General features: G+C 46.7%; 14 protein-coding genes and 1 pseudogene. 13 read left to right on the top strand and 2 right to left on the bottom strand.

All coding sequences use genetic code 11. From position 1 onward, the window contains the following. The first annotated feature begins 293 nt into the window (after nucleotides 1-293). From NKT06_RS12625 to NKT06_RS12685, 13 genes and pseudogenes are all read left to right on the top strand, one after another. Nucleotides 294-1463 (top strand): glucose-1-phosphate adenylyltransferase, encoded by a 1170-nt coding sequence (locus tag NKT06_RS12625; RefSeq protein ID WP_301290339.1) that lies wholly within the window; start codon nucleotides 294-296, stop codon nucleotides 1461-1463. A 26-nt stretch (nucleotides 1464-1489) separates the two neighbouring features. Then, nucleotides 1490-2593 carry a glucose-1-phosphate adenylyltransferase subunit GlgD gene (gene glgD, locus NKT06_RS12630; RefSeq protein WP_253434494.1) on the top strand — a complete coding sequence of 368 codons (1104 nt, stop codon included), beginning with the start codon at nucleotides 1490-1492 and terminating at the stop codon, nucleotides 2591-2593. Between the two features lie 317 nt (nucleotides 2594-2910). Continuing rightward, nucleotides 2911-5343, top strand: coding sequence for a glycogen/starch/alpha-glucan phosphorylase (locus tag NKT06_RS12635; RefSeq protein WP_253434498.1), 2433 nt, complete (start codon nucleotides 2911-2913; stop codon nucleotides 5341-5343). A 93-nt stretch (nucleotides 5344-5436) separates the two neighbouring features. Next, nucleotides 5437-5556 (top strand): annotated as a pseudogene (locus tag NKT06_RS12640) (AraC family transcriptional regulator); the annotation flags it as partial. A gap of 41 nt (nucleotides 5557-5597) precedes the next feature. After that, nucleotides 5598-6056 (top strand): VanZ family protein, encoded by a 459-nt coding sequence (locus tag NKT06_RS12645; RefSeq protein WP_253434500.1) that lies wholly within the window; start codon nucleotides 5598-5600, stop codon nucleotides 6054-6056. 327 nt (nucleotides 6057-6383) lie between these two features. Next, nucleotides 6384-8075: a glycoside hydrolase family 13 protein gene (locus NKT06_RS12650; RefSeq protein WP_253434503.1), complete on the top strand. Its 1692-nt coding sequence runs from the start codon at nucleotides 6384-6386 to the stop codon at nucleotides 8073-8075. A 95-nt stretch (nucleotides 8076-8170) separates the two neighbouring features. Next, nucleotides 8171-8863 carry a metal-dependent hydrolase gene (locus NKT06_RS12655; protein WP_253434506.1) on the top strand — a complete coding sequence of 231 codons (693 nt, stop codon included), beginning with the start codon at nucleotides 8171-8173 and terminating at the stop codon, nucleotides 8861-8863. Between the two features lie 238 nt (nucleotides 8864-9101). Beyond that, the gene (gene dctA / locus NKT06_RS12660) at nucleotides 9102-10457 is read left to right on the top strand and encodes a C4-dicarboxylate transporter DctA (protein ID WP_253434509.1); all 1356 of its coding nucleotides are present in this window, start codon (nucleotides 9102-9104) and stop codon (nucleotides 10455-10457) included. Between the two features lie 367 nt (nucleotides 10458-10824). Next, on the top strand, nucleotides 10825-12546 hold the full coding sequence (treC, locus tag NKT06_RS12665; protein WP_253434514.1) for an alpha,alpha-phosphotrehalase: 1722 nt from the start codon (nucleotides 10825-10827) through the stop codon (nucleotides 12544-12546). Nucleotides 12547-12574: 28 nt separating this feature from the next. Beyond that, nucleotides 12575-14596: a PTS system trehalose-specific EIIBC component gene (gene treP, locus NKT06_RS12670; protein ID WP_253434519.1), complete on the top strand. Its 2022-nt coding sequence runs from the start codon at nucleotides 12575-12577 to the stop codon at nucleotides 14594-14596. A gap of 443 nt (nucleotides 14597-15039) precedes the next feature. Beyond that, nucleotides 15040-15888: a chemotaxis protein gene (locus NKT06_RS12675; protein ID WP_253434522.1), complete on the top strand. Its 849-nt coding sequence runs from the start codon at nucleotides 15040-15042 to the stop codon at nucleotides 15886-15888. A gap of 215 nt (nucleotides 15889-16103) precedes the next feature. Next, a complete protein-coding gene (locus tag NKT06_RS12680) occupies nucleotides 16104-16382 on the top strand; it encodes a YkgJ family cysteine cluster protein (protein ID WP_253434525.1) in 279 nt (92 codons plus the stop codon). A 77-nt stretch (nucleotides 16383-16459) separates the two neighbouring features. Further along, nucleotides 16460-16663: a hypothetical protein gene (locus NKT06_RS12685; RefSeq protein WP_253434528.1), complete on the top strand. Its 204-nt coding sequence runs from the start codon at nucleotides 16460-16462 to the stop codon at nucleotides 16661-16663. Between the two features lie 131 nt (nucleotides 16664-16794). Here NKT06_RS12685 and NKT06_RS12690 read toward each other — a convergent pair whose 3' ends face one another. Together NKT06_RS12690 and NKT06_RS12695 are read right to left on the bottom strand one after the other, a co-directional pair. Continuing rightward, nucleotides 16795-17910: an AbrB family transcriptional regulator gene (locus NKT06_RS12690; RefSeq protein WP_253434531.1), complete on the bottom strand. Its 1116-nt coding sequence runs from the start codon at nucleotides 17908-17910 to the stop codon at nucleotides 16795-16797. Between the two features lie 144 nt (nucleotides 17911-18054). Next, nucleotides 18055-19368 (bottom strand): MFS transporter, encoded by a 1314-nt coding sequence (locus NKT06_RS12695; protein WP_253434534.1) that lies wholly within the window; start codon nucleotides 19366-19368, stop codon nucleotides 18055-18057. Nucleotides 19369-19401: the final 33 nt, after the last annotated feature.

Consider the following 19401-nt stretch of genomic DNA (forward strand, 5'->3'; position numbering starts at 1 on the left):
CCCCAGTCCGTTTCGTGTTTAATGTTAAATAGGAGTAGTCTATTTCATTGTTCACGAGCTACACCTTAAGTTCTGCATTTAACATTCACCTCTGTAAGACAATCAAGGTAATTCTACACCGCATCATCTCTATTTCAGGCTTTACAATCCAAGGAGTTCAACTGCAACAAGATTCACCGGTTACACATCTGTACAGCATGCTCCTAATCAAGACAACAGTGTCCACACAACAGAATATCGATTATGGGCTCTGAAATGAATCAGAACGAATGCACGTGGAGGAGGCTGTAATGATGGCGAAAAAAGAAGTTGTAGCGATGCTACTTGCCGGAGGGCAAGGGAAGAGGTTAAAAGGATTAACGAAATCACTGGCTAAGCCCGCTGTTTATTTTGGCGGCACGTACCGAATCATTGATTTTCCGCTGAGTAACTGCTCTAATTCTGGTATTGATACAGTGGGTGTATTGACTCAATATGAACCACTTGTCTTACATTCCTATATTGGCATTGGCAGTGACTGGGATCTGGACCGTAAAAATGGCGGAGTATACGTACTTCCTCCCCATGAACGTGAAGACGGAAGCAACTGGTACCGTGGTACAGCAGATGCCATCTTCCGCAACCTGAACTTTATTGAACAATTCGATCCTGAGCACGTGCTCATTCTGTCAGGGGATCATATCTATAAGATGGACTACGAAAAAATGCTCCAGTATCACAAAGATAAAGATGCGGATTGCACCATATCGGTCATTGATGTCTCATTGGAAGAAGCCAGCCGATTTGGCGTGCTGAACACCAACGATGACTATAGCATCTATGAATTTGAAGAAAAACCTCCCGAGCCCAAGAGCACACTCGCTTCCATGGGTATCTATCTCTTCAAGTGGGATGTACTGAAACGTTTCCTGATTCAGGATGAACAACAGGCATCCACCTCCTATGATTTTGGTAAAGATATTATTCCTTTGTTGCTTGAAAACGAAAAATCCTTATATGCGTATCCATTCGAAGGTTACTGGAAAGACGTGGGTACCATTCGCAGTCTGTGGGAATCCAATATGGACCTGTTGGACGAAGACACACCGTTTAATCTGAATGATCCGGACTGGCGTATCTTTACACGTAATCCGAATCAACCTGCACAATACATCTCGCCTTCGGCAAAGGTTCGCAATTGTATTATTAGTGAAGGCAGTATTGTGCACGGTGAGGTCAACCATTCCGTCCTCTTCTACGGGATAGAAGTTGGGGAGAACAGTGCTGTTATCGATTCGGTCATCATGCCGAGAGTGAAAATCGGGCAAAATGTGCGCATTTACCGAGCTATTATCGCAGAAGGATTGGTTATTCCCGATGGAACACAGATTTCGCCTGCACCGGAAGATGAGAGTGATATATTGCTCGTGGATCAGGAAGAACTGGAACGTCAGCTTCGCCAAGGAATAACCAGCAAGGCCTAATTGAAGTCAAAAGGACGGTGCATGCGATGAAACAATTGATTGGAGTTATTAACCTTGACCATGAACTTGAAGAATTGAAGGAATTGACGTACTTTCGCTGCGGAGCCGCGGTGCCTTATGCCGGGCGTTACCGTCTGATCGATTTTGTTCTATCCAATATGATGAATGCAGGAATTGAGAGTATAGGTGTATTTGTACGGCGAAAATATCGCTCGTTGATGGACCATCTCGGTGACGGCAAACCTTGGGATTTGGATCGCAAGCATGGGGGCATGTTCATTTTGCCACCAGACTGGAACGATCCAACAGACACATCACAGGGGGACTTGCAGCATTTCCATAACAATTTGGACTTTTTCAATAGAGGTGCAGGGCAATATGTTGTGCATGCAGGTAGTCGCCATGTGACCAAAGCAGACCTCCAGGATGTCTACAGATATCACATCAGCAAAGGAGCGGACGTTACACTGGTCTGCAAAAAAGTGGATCAGCTGCTGCCTGAGCATGACGCCTGTGTCAAAGTTGACCATGACGGGGACGGTAACGTGGTGGACATTCACCAAAGCGCTAATCACCCGAATATATATACAGAAATTTTCATCATGGAAAAAGAATTGTTCTTGCGCCAGGTGCAGCGCTGCATTGATCATGGCGAGAGCCACTTCTTCCGGGATGTAATTCAAAAAAATCCGGATGGATTGAATATCGCTGCGTACGCATATGATGGCTATCACGCAGTCATCAATTCCATTGACAGTTATTATCGCAACAGTATGGATCTGCTCAACACAGGGCAATATGAACAACTTTTCAAGGAAGATCCGATCCAAACCAAAATCAAATATGAAGCACCCGCCAAATATCTGGATACCGCCGATGTTAAACATTCACTCCTTGCCAATGGCTGCATTGTGGGTGGAGAGGTGGAGGACAGCATTCTGTTCCGTGGTGTACAGGTGGCCAAGGGTGCCAAAATCAAAGGTTCCATCATCATGCAGAAATGTTACATTGGTGAGGGGACGGTCCTTGAGAATGTCATTCTCGATAAAGATGTGAGGCTGACCGGAGGACAGACGCTGATCGGCGACCCGTCGAATCCATACATTTTAGCAAAAAGTACTATTATCTAAAGCCCACACGTAACCGATATCTTCTATAAATATATATATAAAATAAAAATCCTGTAGGATGGATTTAAGGTTCATGGACGAAAGTTGTTTGGTAAGAGCGTAGGCAGTAAGTGAAGGGGACGAAATCGATTCTGAAGAAGCGTAGCGGTCGCCTTTATCCCTGTATTTTCACATCTAAATAATAATTCAAGAAAATACAGGGATAACAGCGATCAAAAGAACGATTCGTCACCGGAACGGCCACTTTGCACAATGTTGAGCAACTGAGTGTATGAACCGCCACCATCCTGCAGGATTTCCCCGGGAGGAACCTACTTTTGTTTGACAACAAAGAAACGTTCAAGAGTATCTTTACACGGAATCTGGTCAGCAAATTGGGCAAACCGATTGAAGAAGCAACAAAGGAAGACGTGTACCACGTACTGGGAAGCATGATTCGTGAATATGCAGGACAGGATTGGGCAGCGTCGAATCAGGGGTTTAAGCAGCGCCAGGATAAACAGGTCTATTACTTCTCGCTGGAATTCCTGATTGGACGTCTGCTCGGCAACAATCTGCTCAATGTAAATGAATTGGAACTCGTCCGTGATAGTTTGGCTGAGCTGGGCTTTTCCTTGGAAGAGGTAGAAGAACAGGAGGCGGATGCAGGACTCGGTAACGGAGGTCTGGGACGACTCGCTGCCTGTTTCCTGGATTCACTCGCATCACTCGGATATGCAGGACATGGTTGCGGCATTCGGTACAAATACGGGTTGTTTGAGCAAAAAATCATCAATGGCAATCAGGTAGAGTTACCCGACAATTGGCTGGATAAGGGCAATGAATGGGAAGTGCGCCGCCCAGACAAAAAAGTGGAAGTTCAGTTCTGGGGCCGGGTAGAAGCTCATGAACAGGATGGGGAATATCAGTTTGTTACAAAAGATGCCGAATCGGTTGTAGCCATTCCCTATGACGTGCCTGTCATCGGTTATGGTCAAACTCATGTGAACACACTGCGGCTATGGAGTGCCGAGCCGAAGCGCGAGACTTCACTTGACACCCCATCGAACTACTACGGTTATCTGGATTATAGCCGTTCCGTTGAATCGATCTCCGAATTCTTGTATCCGGACGACTCCCAGTATGAAGGAAAGCTGCTGCGATTGAAGCAGCAATACTTTATGTGTTCAGCAGGCGTACAGAGCGCCTTGCGTACGTTCAACAAGCTGGAGCTGCCGTATGATCGTTTGCCAGATAAAGTGGCCTTCCACATTAATGACACGCATCCAACCTTGGTTATTCCAGAACTGATGCGCATCCTGATTGATGTGAAGGGTTATGGCTGGGATGAAGCATGGGATATCACAACTCGTACTGTATCGTATACCAATCATACAACGCTGAGTGAGGCGCTTGAAAAATGGCCTGTAGCCATGATCAGCAAGCTGCTGCCACGGATCTATATGATCATTGAAGAGATCAATAAACGCTTTTGTGGCATGCTGCTGGATCGGTATCCGGGAGATCAGGATCGTATAGGGCATCTGGCGATTGTTGCGAACGATCAGGTACGGATGGCGCATCTGGCGATTGTAGGCAGTCATAGCGTGAATGGTGTTGCTGCATTGCATACCGAGATTTTGAAAGAACGCGAGATGGCTCCGTTCTATGCACTGTATCCAGAGCGTTTCAATAACAAAACCAATGGGATTACCCATCGCCGCTGGCTGATGCATGCCAATCCGAAACTTTCGGATCTGATTACGGATACCATCGGTAACGAATGGATAACAGAGCCGGGCAAGCTGGACCAGTTGGCTGGCTTCGCGGATAATGCATCATTCCAGGAGCAGTTCCGTTTGATTAAGCGGGATAACAAAGAGCGGCTTGCTGCGTATATTCTGGACCATACCGGGACGCCAGTGAATCCGGATTCCATCTTTGATGTACAAGTGAAGAGGCTGCATGGGTACAAAAGGCAGCTGTTGAACATTCTGCATGTCATGCATCTGTATAACCGACTTAAGAATGATGCTTCGTTTGATATGGTACCACGTACGTTCATCTTTGGTGCCAAGGCAGCGCCGAGTTACTATTTTGCCAAGAAAATTATCAAGCTGATCAACACCGTCGCTGACACGGTGAATCGGGATGCGGCCGTGAATGACCGCTTGAAGGTATTTTTCCTCGAGAACTATTCCGTCTCTCTTGCAGAGAAAATCATTCCTGCTGCGGATGTTAGTGAGCAGATCTCAACCGCAGGTAAGGAAGCGTCCGGTACGGGCAACATGAAGTTTATGATGAACGGTGCTTTAACGATTGGCACGATGGATGGAGCCAACGTGGAGATGGCAGAGCAAGTCGGAGAGGAAAATATGTTCATCTATGGTCTGCGCGCAGACGAAGTACTTGAGTATTATCGTTCCGGCAGCTATCGTCCGAATGAGATTGTGCAGCACGATGAACGCATTCGCGAGGTCGTGGAGCAACTGGTGCATCCAGGTGCATTCTGTTATCGTGACGGGGAGTTCTGGGATATTTATGACTCCTTGCTGGCCCATGGCGACGAATACTTTGTATTGCGTGATTTTGCTGCTTATGCTGATGCGCATGCTGCCATTGACCAAGCGTATCGGGATATTCCGGGATGGACTCGAAAAGCGATATTAAATACGGCGCATTCCGGTATATTCTCCAGTGACCGTACTATTAGTGAGTATGCCACAGATATCTGGGGTATTCATCCCGTGTCCGGAAATTGGAAAGGTTAAGCATAGATTTTTAGAAAAATAGGTCCCCTTGTTCACAAGAGTTATCTCTACTGGTTAATCAACCAGCGTAGAGAGCATCTCCTTGTAGAGCAAGGGGATTTTACCTTAACATCGAACTATGAACGGAGGGAAGGACCCGACTTTGAAGTGACGGATGTCTGGAAATCGCCCCCTGAACAATTGGACATGAAGATCTATATCCCGTTAAAATAGACCTTACCGCTTCGCGGAAAATAAGGTCGGAGGATAAAGGGATGAGCGAAAAGTCGTGGCTCCACTCCAAGTGGATACTTGCAACGGTTGGTTTCATGGCAGTGTTATACGTATTGATCATGGGCAATTTACTGTTTGTCAGTGGACGAACACCAGGCATGTATTATCAATATAATCTCGTACCCTTCGAGACGATTCGTCCACTTCTTATGGAGAGGGAGAGGTACAATACAGATACCTGGGTCAAAAACCTGTTTGGCAATATCGTATTGTTCATTCCGCTGGGTATCTGGATTCCATGGTTGTTTCGGAGGTGTCGTTCGTTCCTGACATTTACATCTACAGTTGTTTTGCTTCTGCTTGGTGTTGAAGTTACCCAATTGATTACACGTGTAGGTTCGTTCGATGTGGATGACATTATTCTGAACACAGTCGGTGCCTGGATTGGTTACGCCGGATTTAAACTATTCTTATTCTCACCAAGAAAGACTCGTAAGTGAGCCGCAGATCGCGGTCCATGACCGGGTCTTTTTGCATAAGATACCTTTCAAATGTTTACAGGGGAATCTTTTCGGATAAAACATATTAACGGCTTAATACAGTGAGCAGAGATTATATATAAATTGAACTAAACATTTACACGAAACGGAGAGGACAGAAATAACCTGAAGAAGCGAAAGCGTTCGCCTTTATCCCCGGATTTTCACCTTAGAAAAATGATCATAAAATCTGGGGATAACAGTGATCGGAAGGTTGTTCTGTCATCGGAGTGTCCAGTGTAAATATTCTTTCGTTCAATTTATATAGTGAACAATGATGAGAGCGAGGTGGGCGATATCGTTTGGTGGAAAGAGAGTGTGGTATATCAGATTTACCCGAACAGCTTCAAGGATTCGGACGGAGATGGATATGGCGACTTGCAGGGGATCTGTGAGAAGCTTGATTATTTAGAGAATTTGGGCGTGGATGTGATCTGGCTCTGTCCCATCTACGATTCACCAGGACATGATAACGGATACGATATACGTGATTATTACGCCATTCTGCGCAAGTATGGCACGATGGAGGATTTTGATCGTTTATTGGCAGAGGCACACAAACGTGGTCTTAAGATCATGATGGATCTGGTGTTAAATCATACGTCTGATGAACATGCGTGGTTTGCCGAATCGCGTTCATCAACGATGAATCCGAAGCGGGATTATTATATTTGGCGTTCAGGCAAAAATGGGCAGGTGCCGAATAATTGGGAGTCCTATTTTGGAGGTTCGGTATGGAAGCATGATCCCGAGACAAATGAATATTATCTGCATCTGTATTCGGAACAGCAGCCCGATCTCAACTGGAACAATGAACAGATGGCAGAAGAGATGTATGAGATGGTGCATTGGTGGCTGGAAAAGGGGGTAGACGGATTCCGTTTCGATGCAGTGGCGCATATCGCCAAGGCAGAGGGTCTGCCAAGTGCCCACAATCCGAATAATCTGCCAGTGGTTCCAGCGTATCAGCTCTTTTCCAACCTGGAACAGGTACACTCCATCCTGAAGAGACTGAATAACATGATCCTGAAACCTTACGGCCCCATGACAGTTGGCGAAACCTCGGGACTTGGGCCTGAGCAAGCGCTGGCTTATGTGGGAACGGATCGTGACGAGCTTAATATGGTATTCCAGTTTGAGCATATGTTCATCGATGCCAAATCTTCCGGAATTGGTAAGTGGAACTATAAGGAATGGAAATTGACCGATCTCAAAGAAATCATGAGCCGATGGCAAACGGTTTTGCATGGTAGAGGCTGGAACGCCAATTATATGGGTAACCATGATCAGCCACGCCCGGTTTCCCGTTTTGGTGATGATGGTAAATATAGGGTGCGTTCTGCTCAGATGCTGGCGACGTGGATGCTTACACTTGAAGGAACACCCTACATCTATCAGGGAGAAGAGATTGGCATGACTAATGTCGCTTTCCCGGATATCGAACAATATCGGGATATTGAGACCAAAAATTATTATAATCATTACATTGGTCAAGGTAAGTCGAAGCATGAAGTCATGCAGGCGATTTGGTTGAAGAGTCGCGATAATGCCCGCACGCCAATGCAATGGGATGATACGGAACATGCTGGATTTACCCAAGGTCAGCCCTGGATACAGGTGAATGATAATTATCCCGAGATTAATGTAGCTGATGCCGAAAGTGATCCGCAATCCATTTTGCATTATTACAGGAAGCTGATTGCGCTTCGCAAACAACATAAAGTGCTTATCTATGGCGCGTATGAACTATTGCTGCCGGATGATCCGGATATCTATGCCTATACACGAACGCTGGATAATGAGCAGATGTTGGTCATTCTGAATTTCCGTGGGCATGAGCCTGAGATGGAGTGGCCTGAAGGGTGGAATGCCGAGCATGCCAAGCTGATCATCAGCAATGTAAGCAGACGTTATTCTACCGATGAAGGTGCCATTCAGCTTCAACCGTATGAAGCAAGGGTATATCGTAGGAAGCAGTGATGCGGAAGATATCCAATTTTGCGTTGGTGGAGAGCTATGATTTATAATAAATAGTGGTTTCAAATAATCAAAACATATGTCGGGAGGAATCCAAGTTGTTGAATATTACGTTCCATGGTCACTCCAGTGTACAGCTGGGCACAGAAGAAAAGTCACTGATCATTGATCCCTTCCTGCGTGGCAACGAGCTTGCCGTCACGAAGCCTGAAGATATCAAGACCGATGTTGTGTTACTGACACATGCACATATGGATCACATCCTTGATGCTGAACCTATTGCCAAAGCGAATAACGCCAAAGTTGTCGCTATTGTGGAATTGGCTACATATATGTCCTGGAAAGGTCTGGATACGCTCGGCATGAATATGGGCGGAACGGTGGATCTTGGCTTTGCTCAAGCCAAAATGATTCAGGCGTTCCATACTTCCGGGATTGTGCTGGAAGAAGAACAACGGATCATGTATGCAGGTTTGCCTGCTGGATATATCATTACTATTGGTGGTAAAACGATTTTACATGCCGGAGACACGAGTCTATTCGGGGATATGAAAATGATTGGTGATCGTCATGACATTGATGTAGCTTTCTTGCCGATCGGTGGACATTTCACCATGGGACCTGAGGATGCACTGCAAGCGGCCGAATGGTTTAATGCCAAACTGACCATTCCGGTTCATTATGATACATTCCCGGTGATTCGTCAGGATGCGGAACACTTCGTGCAACAGCTGGCTGCAAAAGGGTTGGAAGGGCGTGTGTTGGCCCCGGGAGAATCTCTTACCTTGTAACTGTTATTTAACCCTTGTTTAATAATAAAAGGATTTATCGATAAAGACGAATATCACGTCAAGATAACTGACGCGATATTCGTCTTTTTTCGGTTTCAGGTTCAATTTTCACCGATAGAGTTGGTACAAATGACAAAAACATTGAAATTCCATTGTTGAACTCTGGTTTGGAATGATATAAAAAGTTACACGGAAACCAAACGGAAATCCGAATTGACCGCAAACAGGGGGAGCGTTCATGTCATTTGTGAAATCACTATTTTTTCAAATTATTGTCGCGGTAATCATCGGGATTGGGGTAGGCATACTGTGGCCGGATCTGGGTAGCTTGCTGCAACCGCTGGGAACAGGTTTCATCAAATTGATCAAAATGATCATCGCACCACTGATATTCATGGTGATTGTGACAGGTATTGCCAAGATCGGTGATCTTAAGTCCGTAGGTCGCATCGGACTGAAAGCCATCGTGTGGTTCGAGATTGCAACTACAGTTGCGCTGGTACTTGGATTGGGAACAGCCAATCTGCTTCGCCCAGGTGCCGGAATGAACGTAGACCCTTCAACCATAGACGCAAGTGGCATTGAAGCGAAAACGAATGGTTCCGAGTTACCGCACACGGTCGACTTTATTATGAATATTATTCCGACAAGTGTTGTGGATGCCTTCGCACAGAATGCACTTCTGCAAGTACTGCTCGTAGCCTGCCTGTTCGGGGTTGCGCTGGCAGCAACGGAGAGTAAGGCGAAAGAAAATGTACTGACGCTGATTGAGAACTTGCTCGGCATTGTGTTCCGCATCATCGGTTATATCATGAAACTCGCGCCAATTGGTGCATTTGGAGCCATGGCCTACACGGTAGGTGCCTATGGGGCTTCCACATTGTCGTCCTTTGGTCTGCTGATTCTGGCCTGTTACGGCGCAGCACTGTTGTTTCTCATCATGTTGGCACTCGCTGCCTGGTGGATCACAGGGCTGAATTTCCTGCAATTTGTGAAGTATACCCGTGCTGAAGTGATGCTGGCGATTGGAACAGGATCATCGGAAGTGGTGATGCCACGCATGATGGACAAACTAACCAAGGCGGGATGCGATCGTGCGGTTGTGGGTCTTGTGGTGCCGACGGGGTACTCGTTTAATCTGGATGGCGCTTCAATCTATTTATCATTGGCAACGGTATTTGTTGCTCAAGCCGTAGGGATTGAACTGACATTGATGCAGCAGATTACGATTCTGCTGGTGCTAATGTTAAGTTCCAAAGGTATGGCAGGAGTACCTGGCTCCGCATTTCTGGCCCTGTCCGCGACGGCAGTAGCCGTCAATGCTTTTCCGGTAGCAGCGGTTGCTCTGCTGCTTGGTGCAGACCGTTTCATGGATACAATGCGTGTTTTCACCAACCTGATGGGCAATTGTGTCGCAGCATTTGTGGTCGCAAAATGGGAAGGCCTGTTGGATCAAAAGCGAATGCGTGCCGTGCTCTCTGGGGAGATCAGTGCTGCTGAACTGGAAAGGGAAGAACAAGCTGCGCTCTCCTTACTGAAGTTGAATATGCAGGACAAACAGGGGAAAGCAACAGTTTCACCGGAGATGTCGTAAGAGGCGTAGATCCGCCGTGGTGATGAAGTCAAGTGACAGCAACTTTATAATAACAATCCATTACAACAGTAAAATACATTTGAAAATTTCAACCAAGTTCAACCAAGATAGACCGTCTGTTGCCCACACCACTTGTGGGGAGAACAGACGGTTTTTTTGTTGTACCAATACAGATATCATAGAGTTCACGAACGCTGATTCCAAAATAAATGTTACAGAGGAAAGGTTTATGGGGAATGTGTAGAAGAGGCGAAGAATAACCATATTATAGTTTCAACTTGTATATACATGTTTAGTTATGTAATATAGATATGAAGTTAACCGAGAACATCACATGAGAGCATTACAATTTATTGGAGGCGTTAACATGAGTTCTAACAATACAACTCCGTCATCTTGGTGGAAGACATCAACGGTGTATCAGGTATATCCGAAGAGTTTTAATGATACAACCGGATCGGGTACCGGAGATATTCGTGGATTAACCGAGAAGCTTGATTATTTGCAGCATCTGGGTATCGATATTGTGTGGTTGCAGCCGGTATATGTATCCCCGCAACATGATAATGGATATGACGTAGCGGACTATTACCGGATTAATCCGGATTATGGGACGATGGAGGATTTTGACGAGCTGTTGAAAGGTCTGAAGGCTCGCGATATGAAACTGATGATTGATATCGTGGTGAATCACTCCTCGACCGATCATGAGTGGTTCCAGCAATCCCGCTCTTCCAAGGATAATCCGTATCGAGATTATTATATTTGGAAAGATCCTGCCCCGGATGGCGGTGTGCCGAACAACTGGCAATCCAAGTTCGGCGGACCTGCTTGGCAGTATGATGAACAGACGGGACAATATTTCCTGACTTTATTTGATAAAACGCAGGCAGATCTGAATTGGGAGAATGAGGAAGTACGCAAAGCAGTACGGGATATGATTAAGTTTTGGGCCGAAAAGGGTGTAGACGGTTTCCGTATGGACGTGATCAACCTAATCTCCAAAGATCAGAGTTTCCCAGATGACGATGGCAGCGTATCACCTGGTGATGGACGCAAGTACTACACAGATGGACCGCGTGTACATGAATATATCACCGAGATGTACGACGAAGTATTCGGACCGTACAACATGGTGACCGTAGGAGAAATGTCCTCCACAACACTGGAACATTGTATCCAATATTCGAACCCGGCTTCCCGGGAGTTTTCAATGACGTTTAACTTCCATCACCTGAAAGTGGATTATCCGAATGGCCAGAAGTGGGAACTGATGCCGTATGATTTTGAAGCGATGAAGCAGCTCTTCAGTGAGTGGCAGACAGGTATGCAGGCCGGTGGAGGCTGGAACGCGCTGTTCCTGAATAACCATGATCAGCCGCGAGCACTGTCCCGATTCGCCGATGATGGTGACTATCGTGCCGAGAGTGCCAAGATGCTCGCGACAACGATACACGGAATGCAAGGTACGCCTTATGTGTACCAGGGTGAAGAGATCGGAATGCCGAATCCAGTCTGGAATGACGTTAGCGAGTTCCGCGATATCGAATCGACGAACATGTACCGCTTGCTTCAGGAAGATCGAGGGAAATCAGCCGAGGAAGCGTTCGAAATCGTGAAGGAGCGTTCCCGGGACAACTCCCGCACACCGATGCAGTGGAATGGAAGTCAGAACGCCGGCTTCACTACGGGAACACCTTGGCTGAAGGTGGATGAGCGGTATCCTTCCATTCACGTGGAACAGCAGCTGGCTGACCCGGATTCGATCTACTACCATTACCGCAGATTGATTGCCCTGCGTAAACAGGTAAACGTGCTGATCGACGGTCTGTATGAACGCCTGGACGATGCACACCCGGATGTATTCGCGTACGCACGGACCAATGGAAATGAAACTCTGATTGTTGTATCCAACTTTAGTAAACGAGACGTCACGTTCTCGCTTCCGGAAGCAGTCTGGAATGATCACATTGCAGGCAAATCAGCAGAGTTACTCATAGGAAATACGGAGGCAGCCCCTGCGCTGACGCAGGAAATCTCTCTCAGTCCGTATGCTTCCTATATGTGGCTTGTACCACAACAGGACTAATCATATTTTATAAATAGGAAGTGACACTATGGCAATTGATAAAAAACAGGTTGAGGAGATCGTCCGGGCAGTCGGCGGCAAAGAGAATATTGAAGCTGCAACACACTGTGTTACACGACTCCGGTTTGCCCTGTATGATGAGAGTAAAGTAGATACCGAAAGCCTGGATCAGAATGATCTGGTTAAAGGACAGTTCTCTTCCCAGGGACAATTCCAGGTCGTTATTGGGCCTGGTCTGGTGGATAAGGTCTATGATGAGATGATTCAGATTACCGGGGGAGATCGTTCTTCCAAGGATGATGTGAAGGCGGTCGCTGGTAAAAAGCAAAACCCAATTCAGCGAGCGATTAAAACACTCTCGGATATTTTCATTCCGATCTTGCCAGCGATCATCACGGCAGGTCTTTTGCTCGGGATTAACAACATTCTGACAGGTCCAGGCATTTTCTTTGATGGAAAATCACTTGTGGATGTCTACCCAGCCTGGAAGGATCTTGCGTCCATTATTAATACGATTGCGAGTACAGCCTTCACATTCCTGCCGGCTCTAATTGGTTGGGCAGCTGTAAAAAGGTTCGGCGGCAGTCCGCTGCTCGGGATCGTGCTTGGTCTCATTCTGGTACATCCTGATCTGCTGAGTGCATACGGTTATGCTGATGCCGTGAATAATGGCACAGTACCAACATGGAATTTGTTTGGCTGGGAGATTGAGAAGATCGGTTACCAAGGGCAGGTACTGCCGGTACTGGTATCAGCCTATCTGCTTGCGAAGATGGAAATTTTCCTGAACAAAAGAGTTCATGATTCCATTAAACTGCTGGTCGTTGCACCAGTCACGTTGCTGATTACCGGATTCCTGGCATTTACCATTATTGGACCGGTTACATTCGCCATTGCGAATGCAATTACATCCGGCTTGATCTATGTATACGATTCATACGCGGCGCTGGGCGGTCTGATCTACGGTGGTCTATATGCTCTGCTCGTGATCACCGGTATGCATCACACATTCCTCGCGGTGGATGTTCAGCTCATCGGTAGTCAGGGCGGTACGTTCCTGTGGCCGATGCTGGCATTGTCCAATATCGCACAGGGTTCAGCGGCGCTTGCGATGATGCTTGTCCTGCGTGAGAAGAAAATGAGAGGACTTGCGGCAACGTCCTCGGTATCAGCATTCCTCGGGGTAACTGAGCCGGCGATCTTCGGAGTGAATATCCGTTACCGTTATCCGTTTATCTTCGGTATGGTCGGTTCCGCAATTGGTGGTGTACTGCTGACAATCAATAATGTTCAGGCAACCTCCATCGGTGTAGGTGGCGTACCGGGATTCCTGTCGATTTTCCCTAACAAGTGGGGCGTCTTCTTCATCGGCATGGCGATCGTCTTGGTTGTACCGTTTGTGCTGACGGTTCTTTTTGGCAGAGCCAAACTGAGAAAAGAAGATCGGAGTGCAAGCAATGGAACGGATGCTGAGCCTACAGCGGCTACATCGCAATCTGCTGCTTCGGGTGTTACCTCTTCGACTGGAAAAACAGATCCAAACCAGCGCACACGTAGTGCAGCTCAAGTAGGGGACGAAGCCGTGAATACACTTGAAATCATGGCGCCATTAACAGGCCAGGCCGTGTCACTGGAGCAAGTACCTGATCCGGCTTTTGCCGAGAAACAGATGGGTGAGGGTGTAGCCATTGAACCTTCCGGCAACGTTGTTGTTGCCCCGTTTGATGCTCAGGTCGCTCATGTGATCAAGAGTAAACATGCGGTGATTCTTGAACACGCGAGTGGACTACAAGTTCTGATCCATGTCGGGATTAATACGGTATCCCTCAAGGGTGAAGGTTTCAATATGCATGTGGAAGCTGGCGAGCATGTAAAAGCTGGGCAAAAGCTGTTGGAGTTTGATCGTAAGGTCATTGAAGATGCGGGATACCCGCTAATTACTCCGATTATTATTCCGGATGGTCAAGATATGGTTGAACGGGTGGAAGTCACAACAGGTGATGTTACATCCAATCAGAATGGTGTGTTGAAGGTCCATCTGAAAGGTTAATTAAATACAACAACATGAAGGGGCTGCGTGATGTCAAGCTCCTTTTTGTTGTATGATCGTTATTCCCATGGTTATCATGGTAAACTGTATATAAAATGGAAGAATCACATTTTTGAAATACAGGTTCCTATATAAATTGAACTAAACATTTACTCAAAACGAGAGGACAGAAAGGACTTGAAGAAGCGGAGCTAAAAGCTTTCTGCAAGAAAGCTACATCGGAAGCATATGCTATCCCCGGATTTACCCTTTATAAAAGGAATAAAAAAATCTGGGGATAACAGTGATCGGAAGGTTGTTCTGTCATCGGAGTGCAGTGTAAATATTCTTTAGTTCATTTTATATAGTATGATTTTCTGATAAAACAAGCTTCAGGCATGTTCGAGTACTGGCGTTCATATGGTGGAAAAAGAGATCCTAGTCAAGCGATGAGGAGGAGAGCCATGACACGTGTTGCGGTGATGGTCATTCATGGGCTGGGTATGCGAAAGGAAGGGTACGCGGACAAGCTGATTGCTTGTTTGCATAAGGAATTGGACAAGGTGATGGTCTTGCCTGGAGCCTCCAAACAAATGCTGGATATTGAGCCCGTATATTGGGCGGATGTATTTGAGGAGCGGGAAGAGGCGCTGTTTCAACAGCTCGTCAGCTCTCCGGGATTGAACTTTCAGGCGTTGCGCCGATTTGTCATCCATTACCTGGCTGATGCGGTTGCTTATCAACCTGTGGAAAATCAAGGCCATAACTATGATGCCGTACATCGAACGTTGAATCAGGCGATGCATACCCTTGCACAGCGTAACGGACCCGAAGCTCCGCTCTGTGTGGTTGCCCACAGTTTGGGTGCCGTAATCGCGAGTAACTTCTTCTACGATCTGCAATATCCGTCCAGTCGTGTTCCTGAGGTTGTGGATGTGAACTCGGCTTTGGAGCGGGGGGACACGCTGACTAATTTTTACTCGTTTGGTACAACCCTGCCTTTATGGAGTTTGCGTTACCATGACTTTAGTTGCCCAATTCAGGTGCCCTCTGCCCAATTGAATCAGTATTATGCGGGACTGGAAGGGGAGTGGGTGAACTTCTACGATCGGGATGATATTCTGGGTTATCCGTTACGCCCGATTGATCCTGCTTATGAGAGAGCGGTTAAAGAAGACATTGAAGTGAACTCTGGCGGCGTGGCTATGAGTTGGAATCCGCTAAGTCATGGGGGGTATTTTTCGAATCGAAGCATGAATCGGAGAATCGCGCAGGGGCTCGCTCGAACCTGGACCTGGATAAATCGTTCATAATTAAGAGGTAGTTCAAAAAGTCCGCTTTTGATTACGAAGGATGCCTAATGGCATCATCAGCATCGAATATGGAATTCAGCCGAAATGTCCGTTGCTCACGTAGCTCTATCTACGCTCCGCTACTCCATTTCTAGCTTCATTCCATCTTCTTGGTACTGAAAACCGGTCTTTTTGAACATGTATTGTAAGTGTATTGAAATTAGGAGGGAATACGTATGGAATGCAGGGCAGGCTGTGCCGCATGTTGTATCGCGATTTCTATATCATCACCGATACCGGGCATGGCTCATGGCAAGCCGGCAGGTGTACGTTGTGTGCAGCTTACGGATGATAATCGCTGCGGAATTTTTGGCCAAAAAGATCGTCCTGCCGTATGCAGTGGATTGCAGGCTGAGGAAGAGATGTGTGGTAGCACCGATCAGGAAGCCTTTGATATTCTAACCTGGTTGGAACAAGAAACTGCACCGACTGTCATTGCACCGAAAGTAGTTTGAGTGGCTTGTTTTAATTAAATAGGATAATTATACTTAATATGGAAGAAGGTTGATCAGGGAGAGGAGACTTGCATACCGTGGGACTTGTTAAACGTTTTGTAGTGGTTATTGTGAATATGATCGGAGAGTTATGGATGGGGGTTTACCGACGTAACTCGGATTATTATGACTATCAGACTTCGGAGTCCAAAAGTAAGATTGGCTATTATGCATTTATTATTGGGGCGACGGTAATTACGGTGGGCATTGTGGGCTGGATGTACAACCGAATGTATTCATGAGTAGTCATTTCGGTTATAATCGAACATGCCAAATGCCGCTGAAGTGAAGTCTGTACAAATAAAAGAGAGTATCCGCAGGATGTGATATCAAGAGGGTACTCTCTTTGGCATGGGATCAGGCAGGAATATAATCATTCTAGACTAGGATATTCTTTCTTTTCTTTCAACATATGTACGAGAATCATCTTCAGTACGGAAGAGACGATGAAGAAAATAAACAAGATGCGGAACAATTGATACCCGGATACAACGGAAAGGTCGGCATTCACTTCATGTGCCATGATACTCATCTGATCCATCCCGCCAGGGGCCATACTGAGTAGTGAGGTTGCCGCAGTGAGGGAGAACACATTCATTAACAGATAACTCAATCCAAGCGCACCAACAATGAGCAGTACACTACTCATCACCGCTAGCGTGACAGTCTGTGTCTTGCGTTGCAACTGTTCCGGCTTGAGCATCAGCCCAACGTGACTGCCAATCATCAATTGCGATACATTTAGCAGGGAAGTTGGAAGACTGGGCGTATGCAGTGCTGTACTTAATTGAATGACACACATGACGATCATGGGACCCAGCATAAAGGCCGTTGGAAACCGGAGTTTGCGTGCAATCCAAGCACCAGCCACACAGAGCGGAGCGTAGAGGAGAATCTCGGGGAAAAGGGCACCCCACGTTGCTGCATCAATGAACGGATGATCCGAACCGCCACCTGCTGTGCCTGCAATCCACGGACTGAATAGCAGGAACGGCACACAGAAGACAATCATGATCAGTCGAGTCACCTGCAAAAAGGTAACCAGCGTCAGATTGATGGATTTCATCTCTTCTGCAAGGGACACCATCTGGGACAGTCCTCCTGGGATGCTTCCAACCAGCAGGGAGGGGAAGTCAAAGTCGGTTACCTTTGAAGCGATGTAGGCCGTAATTACACACAATCCGATTAACAGCAAGGTCATCAGCAGCATCATGGGAAGTTGTTGCAGAATGCCGTGCAGTGCCTCTTCTGTTAAGGTGAGTCCAATCGAATAGCCAACAATCAGAATGCCATAGTCTCGAATGGAGGCGGGCCACATGAGTGGCCATTTGGCAACTTGGGAACCAAGCAGCATGAATACCATTGGCCCGAGCAACCACGGAATCGGTGTATGAATGGCTGTGAACAGCAATCCACCAAGAACAGAGACACCCAGACTAAGAAAAAACCGAAAGACAACATAGGAACCAAGCTTGCGCATCAGTTCCATTTGTTTAGCCTACCGGTTGAATGACGGGGTATGAGATACAGGTATTCATTCAGGTTCAATGAAGGATTCATGTTCATGTGTGATCACTCCTGATGATGAGATACGTTGCTTATCTGTGGAACAACCAGGCTGTTATTGTCCTGCTCATGCTTCTCCTGCAAGAGTAGCAGCGGAAGGTTTGGGTTCTCTGAACATTACATAGTACATCAATGATGAAATGACATATAAACTGCCTGTGATGCTGAATGTGATCGCGTAACCCCAGTACGTTCCGTACGTGGTGACCAGATAGGATTGAACAGGGCCCATGGTAGCCCATCCAATCATGAAAGCAGTCTGCATCAGTGAATTGGCGATCCCCCGGCGTTTGTCGGAGATCCGATCCACCAGTATGGCTGAATGAATAGGATTGGCTGCATTCATCAACGCTTGTCTGAATAAGAAACTCAGTGAAGCGATGAACAACAGATTGGTGAAGCCCGTTAATAGAAGGAAGGGCAGCGACATCACCTGGAAAATGACAACGGCTCGTACGCTCCCGACCCTTGCGGCCAGGGTAGGGCCAATCAGCATGGATACAATCGTCATAATCTGACCAAGTGCAATCAGCAGACTCATCCCACTCAGAGATACCGAGAAGCGATTGGTGAAATACAGATTCAGGTATGGGACAACCAGTCCTGAACCTAATCCGATTAATAACTGGGTTACTACAAACTGACCAATCAGTCGGGAATCTTTTTTCTTGGTGACTGAATCATTCGTGCTTGGGGTATTCGTCAAACGTTCTTTAAGATCCGCATTGGGTTGAAGATCAGATTGCGCCGATGTTGTTGTCTGCGGAGCGGCCTTGTCTTCGGTTACAAATAACAGTGGAATGAACGCAGCGAGTGTTGCTGCACCACCAACAAATAATACCGTCTGAAGTCCTGTCACTTTGGCGAGTCCTGCCGTATGTAACAAATCTGCGAATACACCGCCACCCAGGCTACCAAGTACCTGGGAAGCGAGCACAAGAGATGAATAATAACTGAACATCTTCAGCCGCTGGCTTTTCTTGACGTTTTCCGCTAGATAAGGAATGGCCAGTACTTGGAATACACCAGCGAAAAGGCCAGAAAATACCGCGAACCAGATCAGTCCTGTAGCTGAATAATCAAAGGAGCGTCCGATCAGGAAGATTCCGCTGAATAACGCCCCGGCAATGAGCAGCCGCTTGCGACTGAACAGATCACCGCATAGACCGATAGGAACAAACATTATGGCTGTTGCGAGTGATTGAATACTTACGATCTGGCCGTTCATTGTATCATTATAGCCCAGCCCCTGAATGTACAGATTGTACAAGACAGAGAACATGCCATTTCCGATCTGATACAGAATGCTTGCCAGGAAAAAAAGTTGAATATTGCGGGACCAGCCGCGAATTTCAGCATGAATCTGTTGTAAAACTCTCAAGTGGTTCCCCCCAGTCTGCCTGTGCAGTCATTC

The sequence above is a fragment of the Paenibacillus sp. 1781tsa1 genome (genome assembly GCF_024159265.1).
GTDB lineage: Bacteria > Bacillota > Bacilli > Paenibacillales > Paenibacillaceae > Paenibacillus.

Bases quoted from the DNA above. Each gene is read 5' to 3' on its own strand.
- NKT06_RS12690 (WP_253434531.1), bottom strand. From the start codon at position 17,910: ATGGAACTGATGCGCAAGCTTGGTTCCTATGTTGTCTTTCGGTTTTTT.
- NKT06_RS12680 (WP_253434525.1), top strand. From the start codon at position 16,104: ATGGAATGCAGGGCAGGCTGTGCCGCATGTTGTATCGCGATTTCTATA.
- treC (WP_253434514.1), top strand. From the start codon at position 10,825: ATGAGTTCTAACAATACAACTCCGTCATCTTGGTGGAAGACATCAACG.
- NKT06_RS12625 (WP_301290339.1), top strand. From the start codon at position 294: ATGGCGAAAAAAGAAGTTGTAGCGATGCTACTTGCCGGAGGGCAAGGG.
- NKT06_RS12675 (WP_253434522.1), top strand. From the start codon at position 15,040: ATGACACGTGTTGCGGTGATGGTCATTCATGGGCTGGGTATGCGAAAG.
- glgD (WP_253434494.1), top strand. From the start codon at position 1,490: ATGAAACAATTGATTGGAGTTATTAACCTTGACCATGAACTTGAAGAA.
- treP (WP_253434519.1), top strand. From the start codon at position 12,575: ATGGCAATTGATAAAAAACAGGTTGAGGAGATCGTCCGGGCAGTCGGC.
- NKT06_RS12645 (WP_253434500.1), top strand. From the start codon at position 5,598: ATGAGCGAAAAGTCGTGGCTCCACTCCAAGTGGATACTTGCAACGGTT.
- dctA (WP_253434509.1), top strand. From the start codon at position 9,102: ATGTCATTTGTGAAATCACTATTTTTTCAAATTATTGTCGCGGTAATC.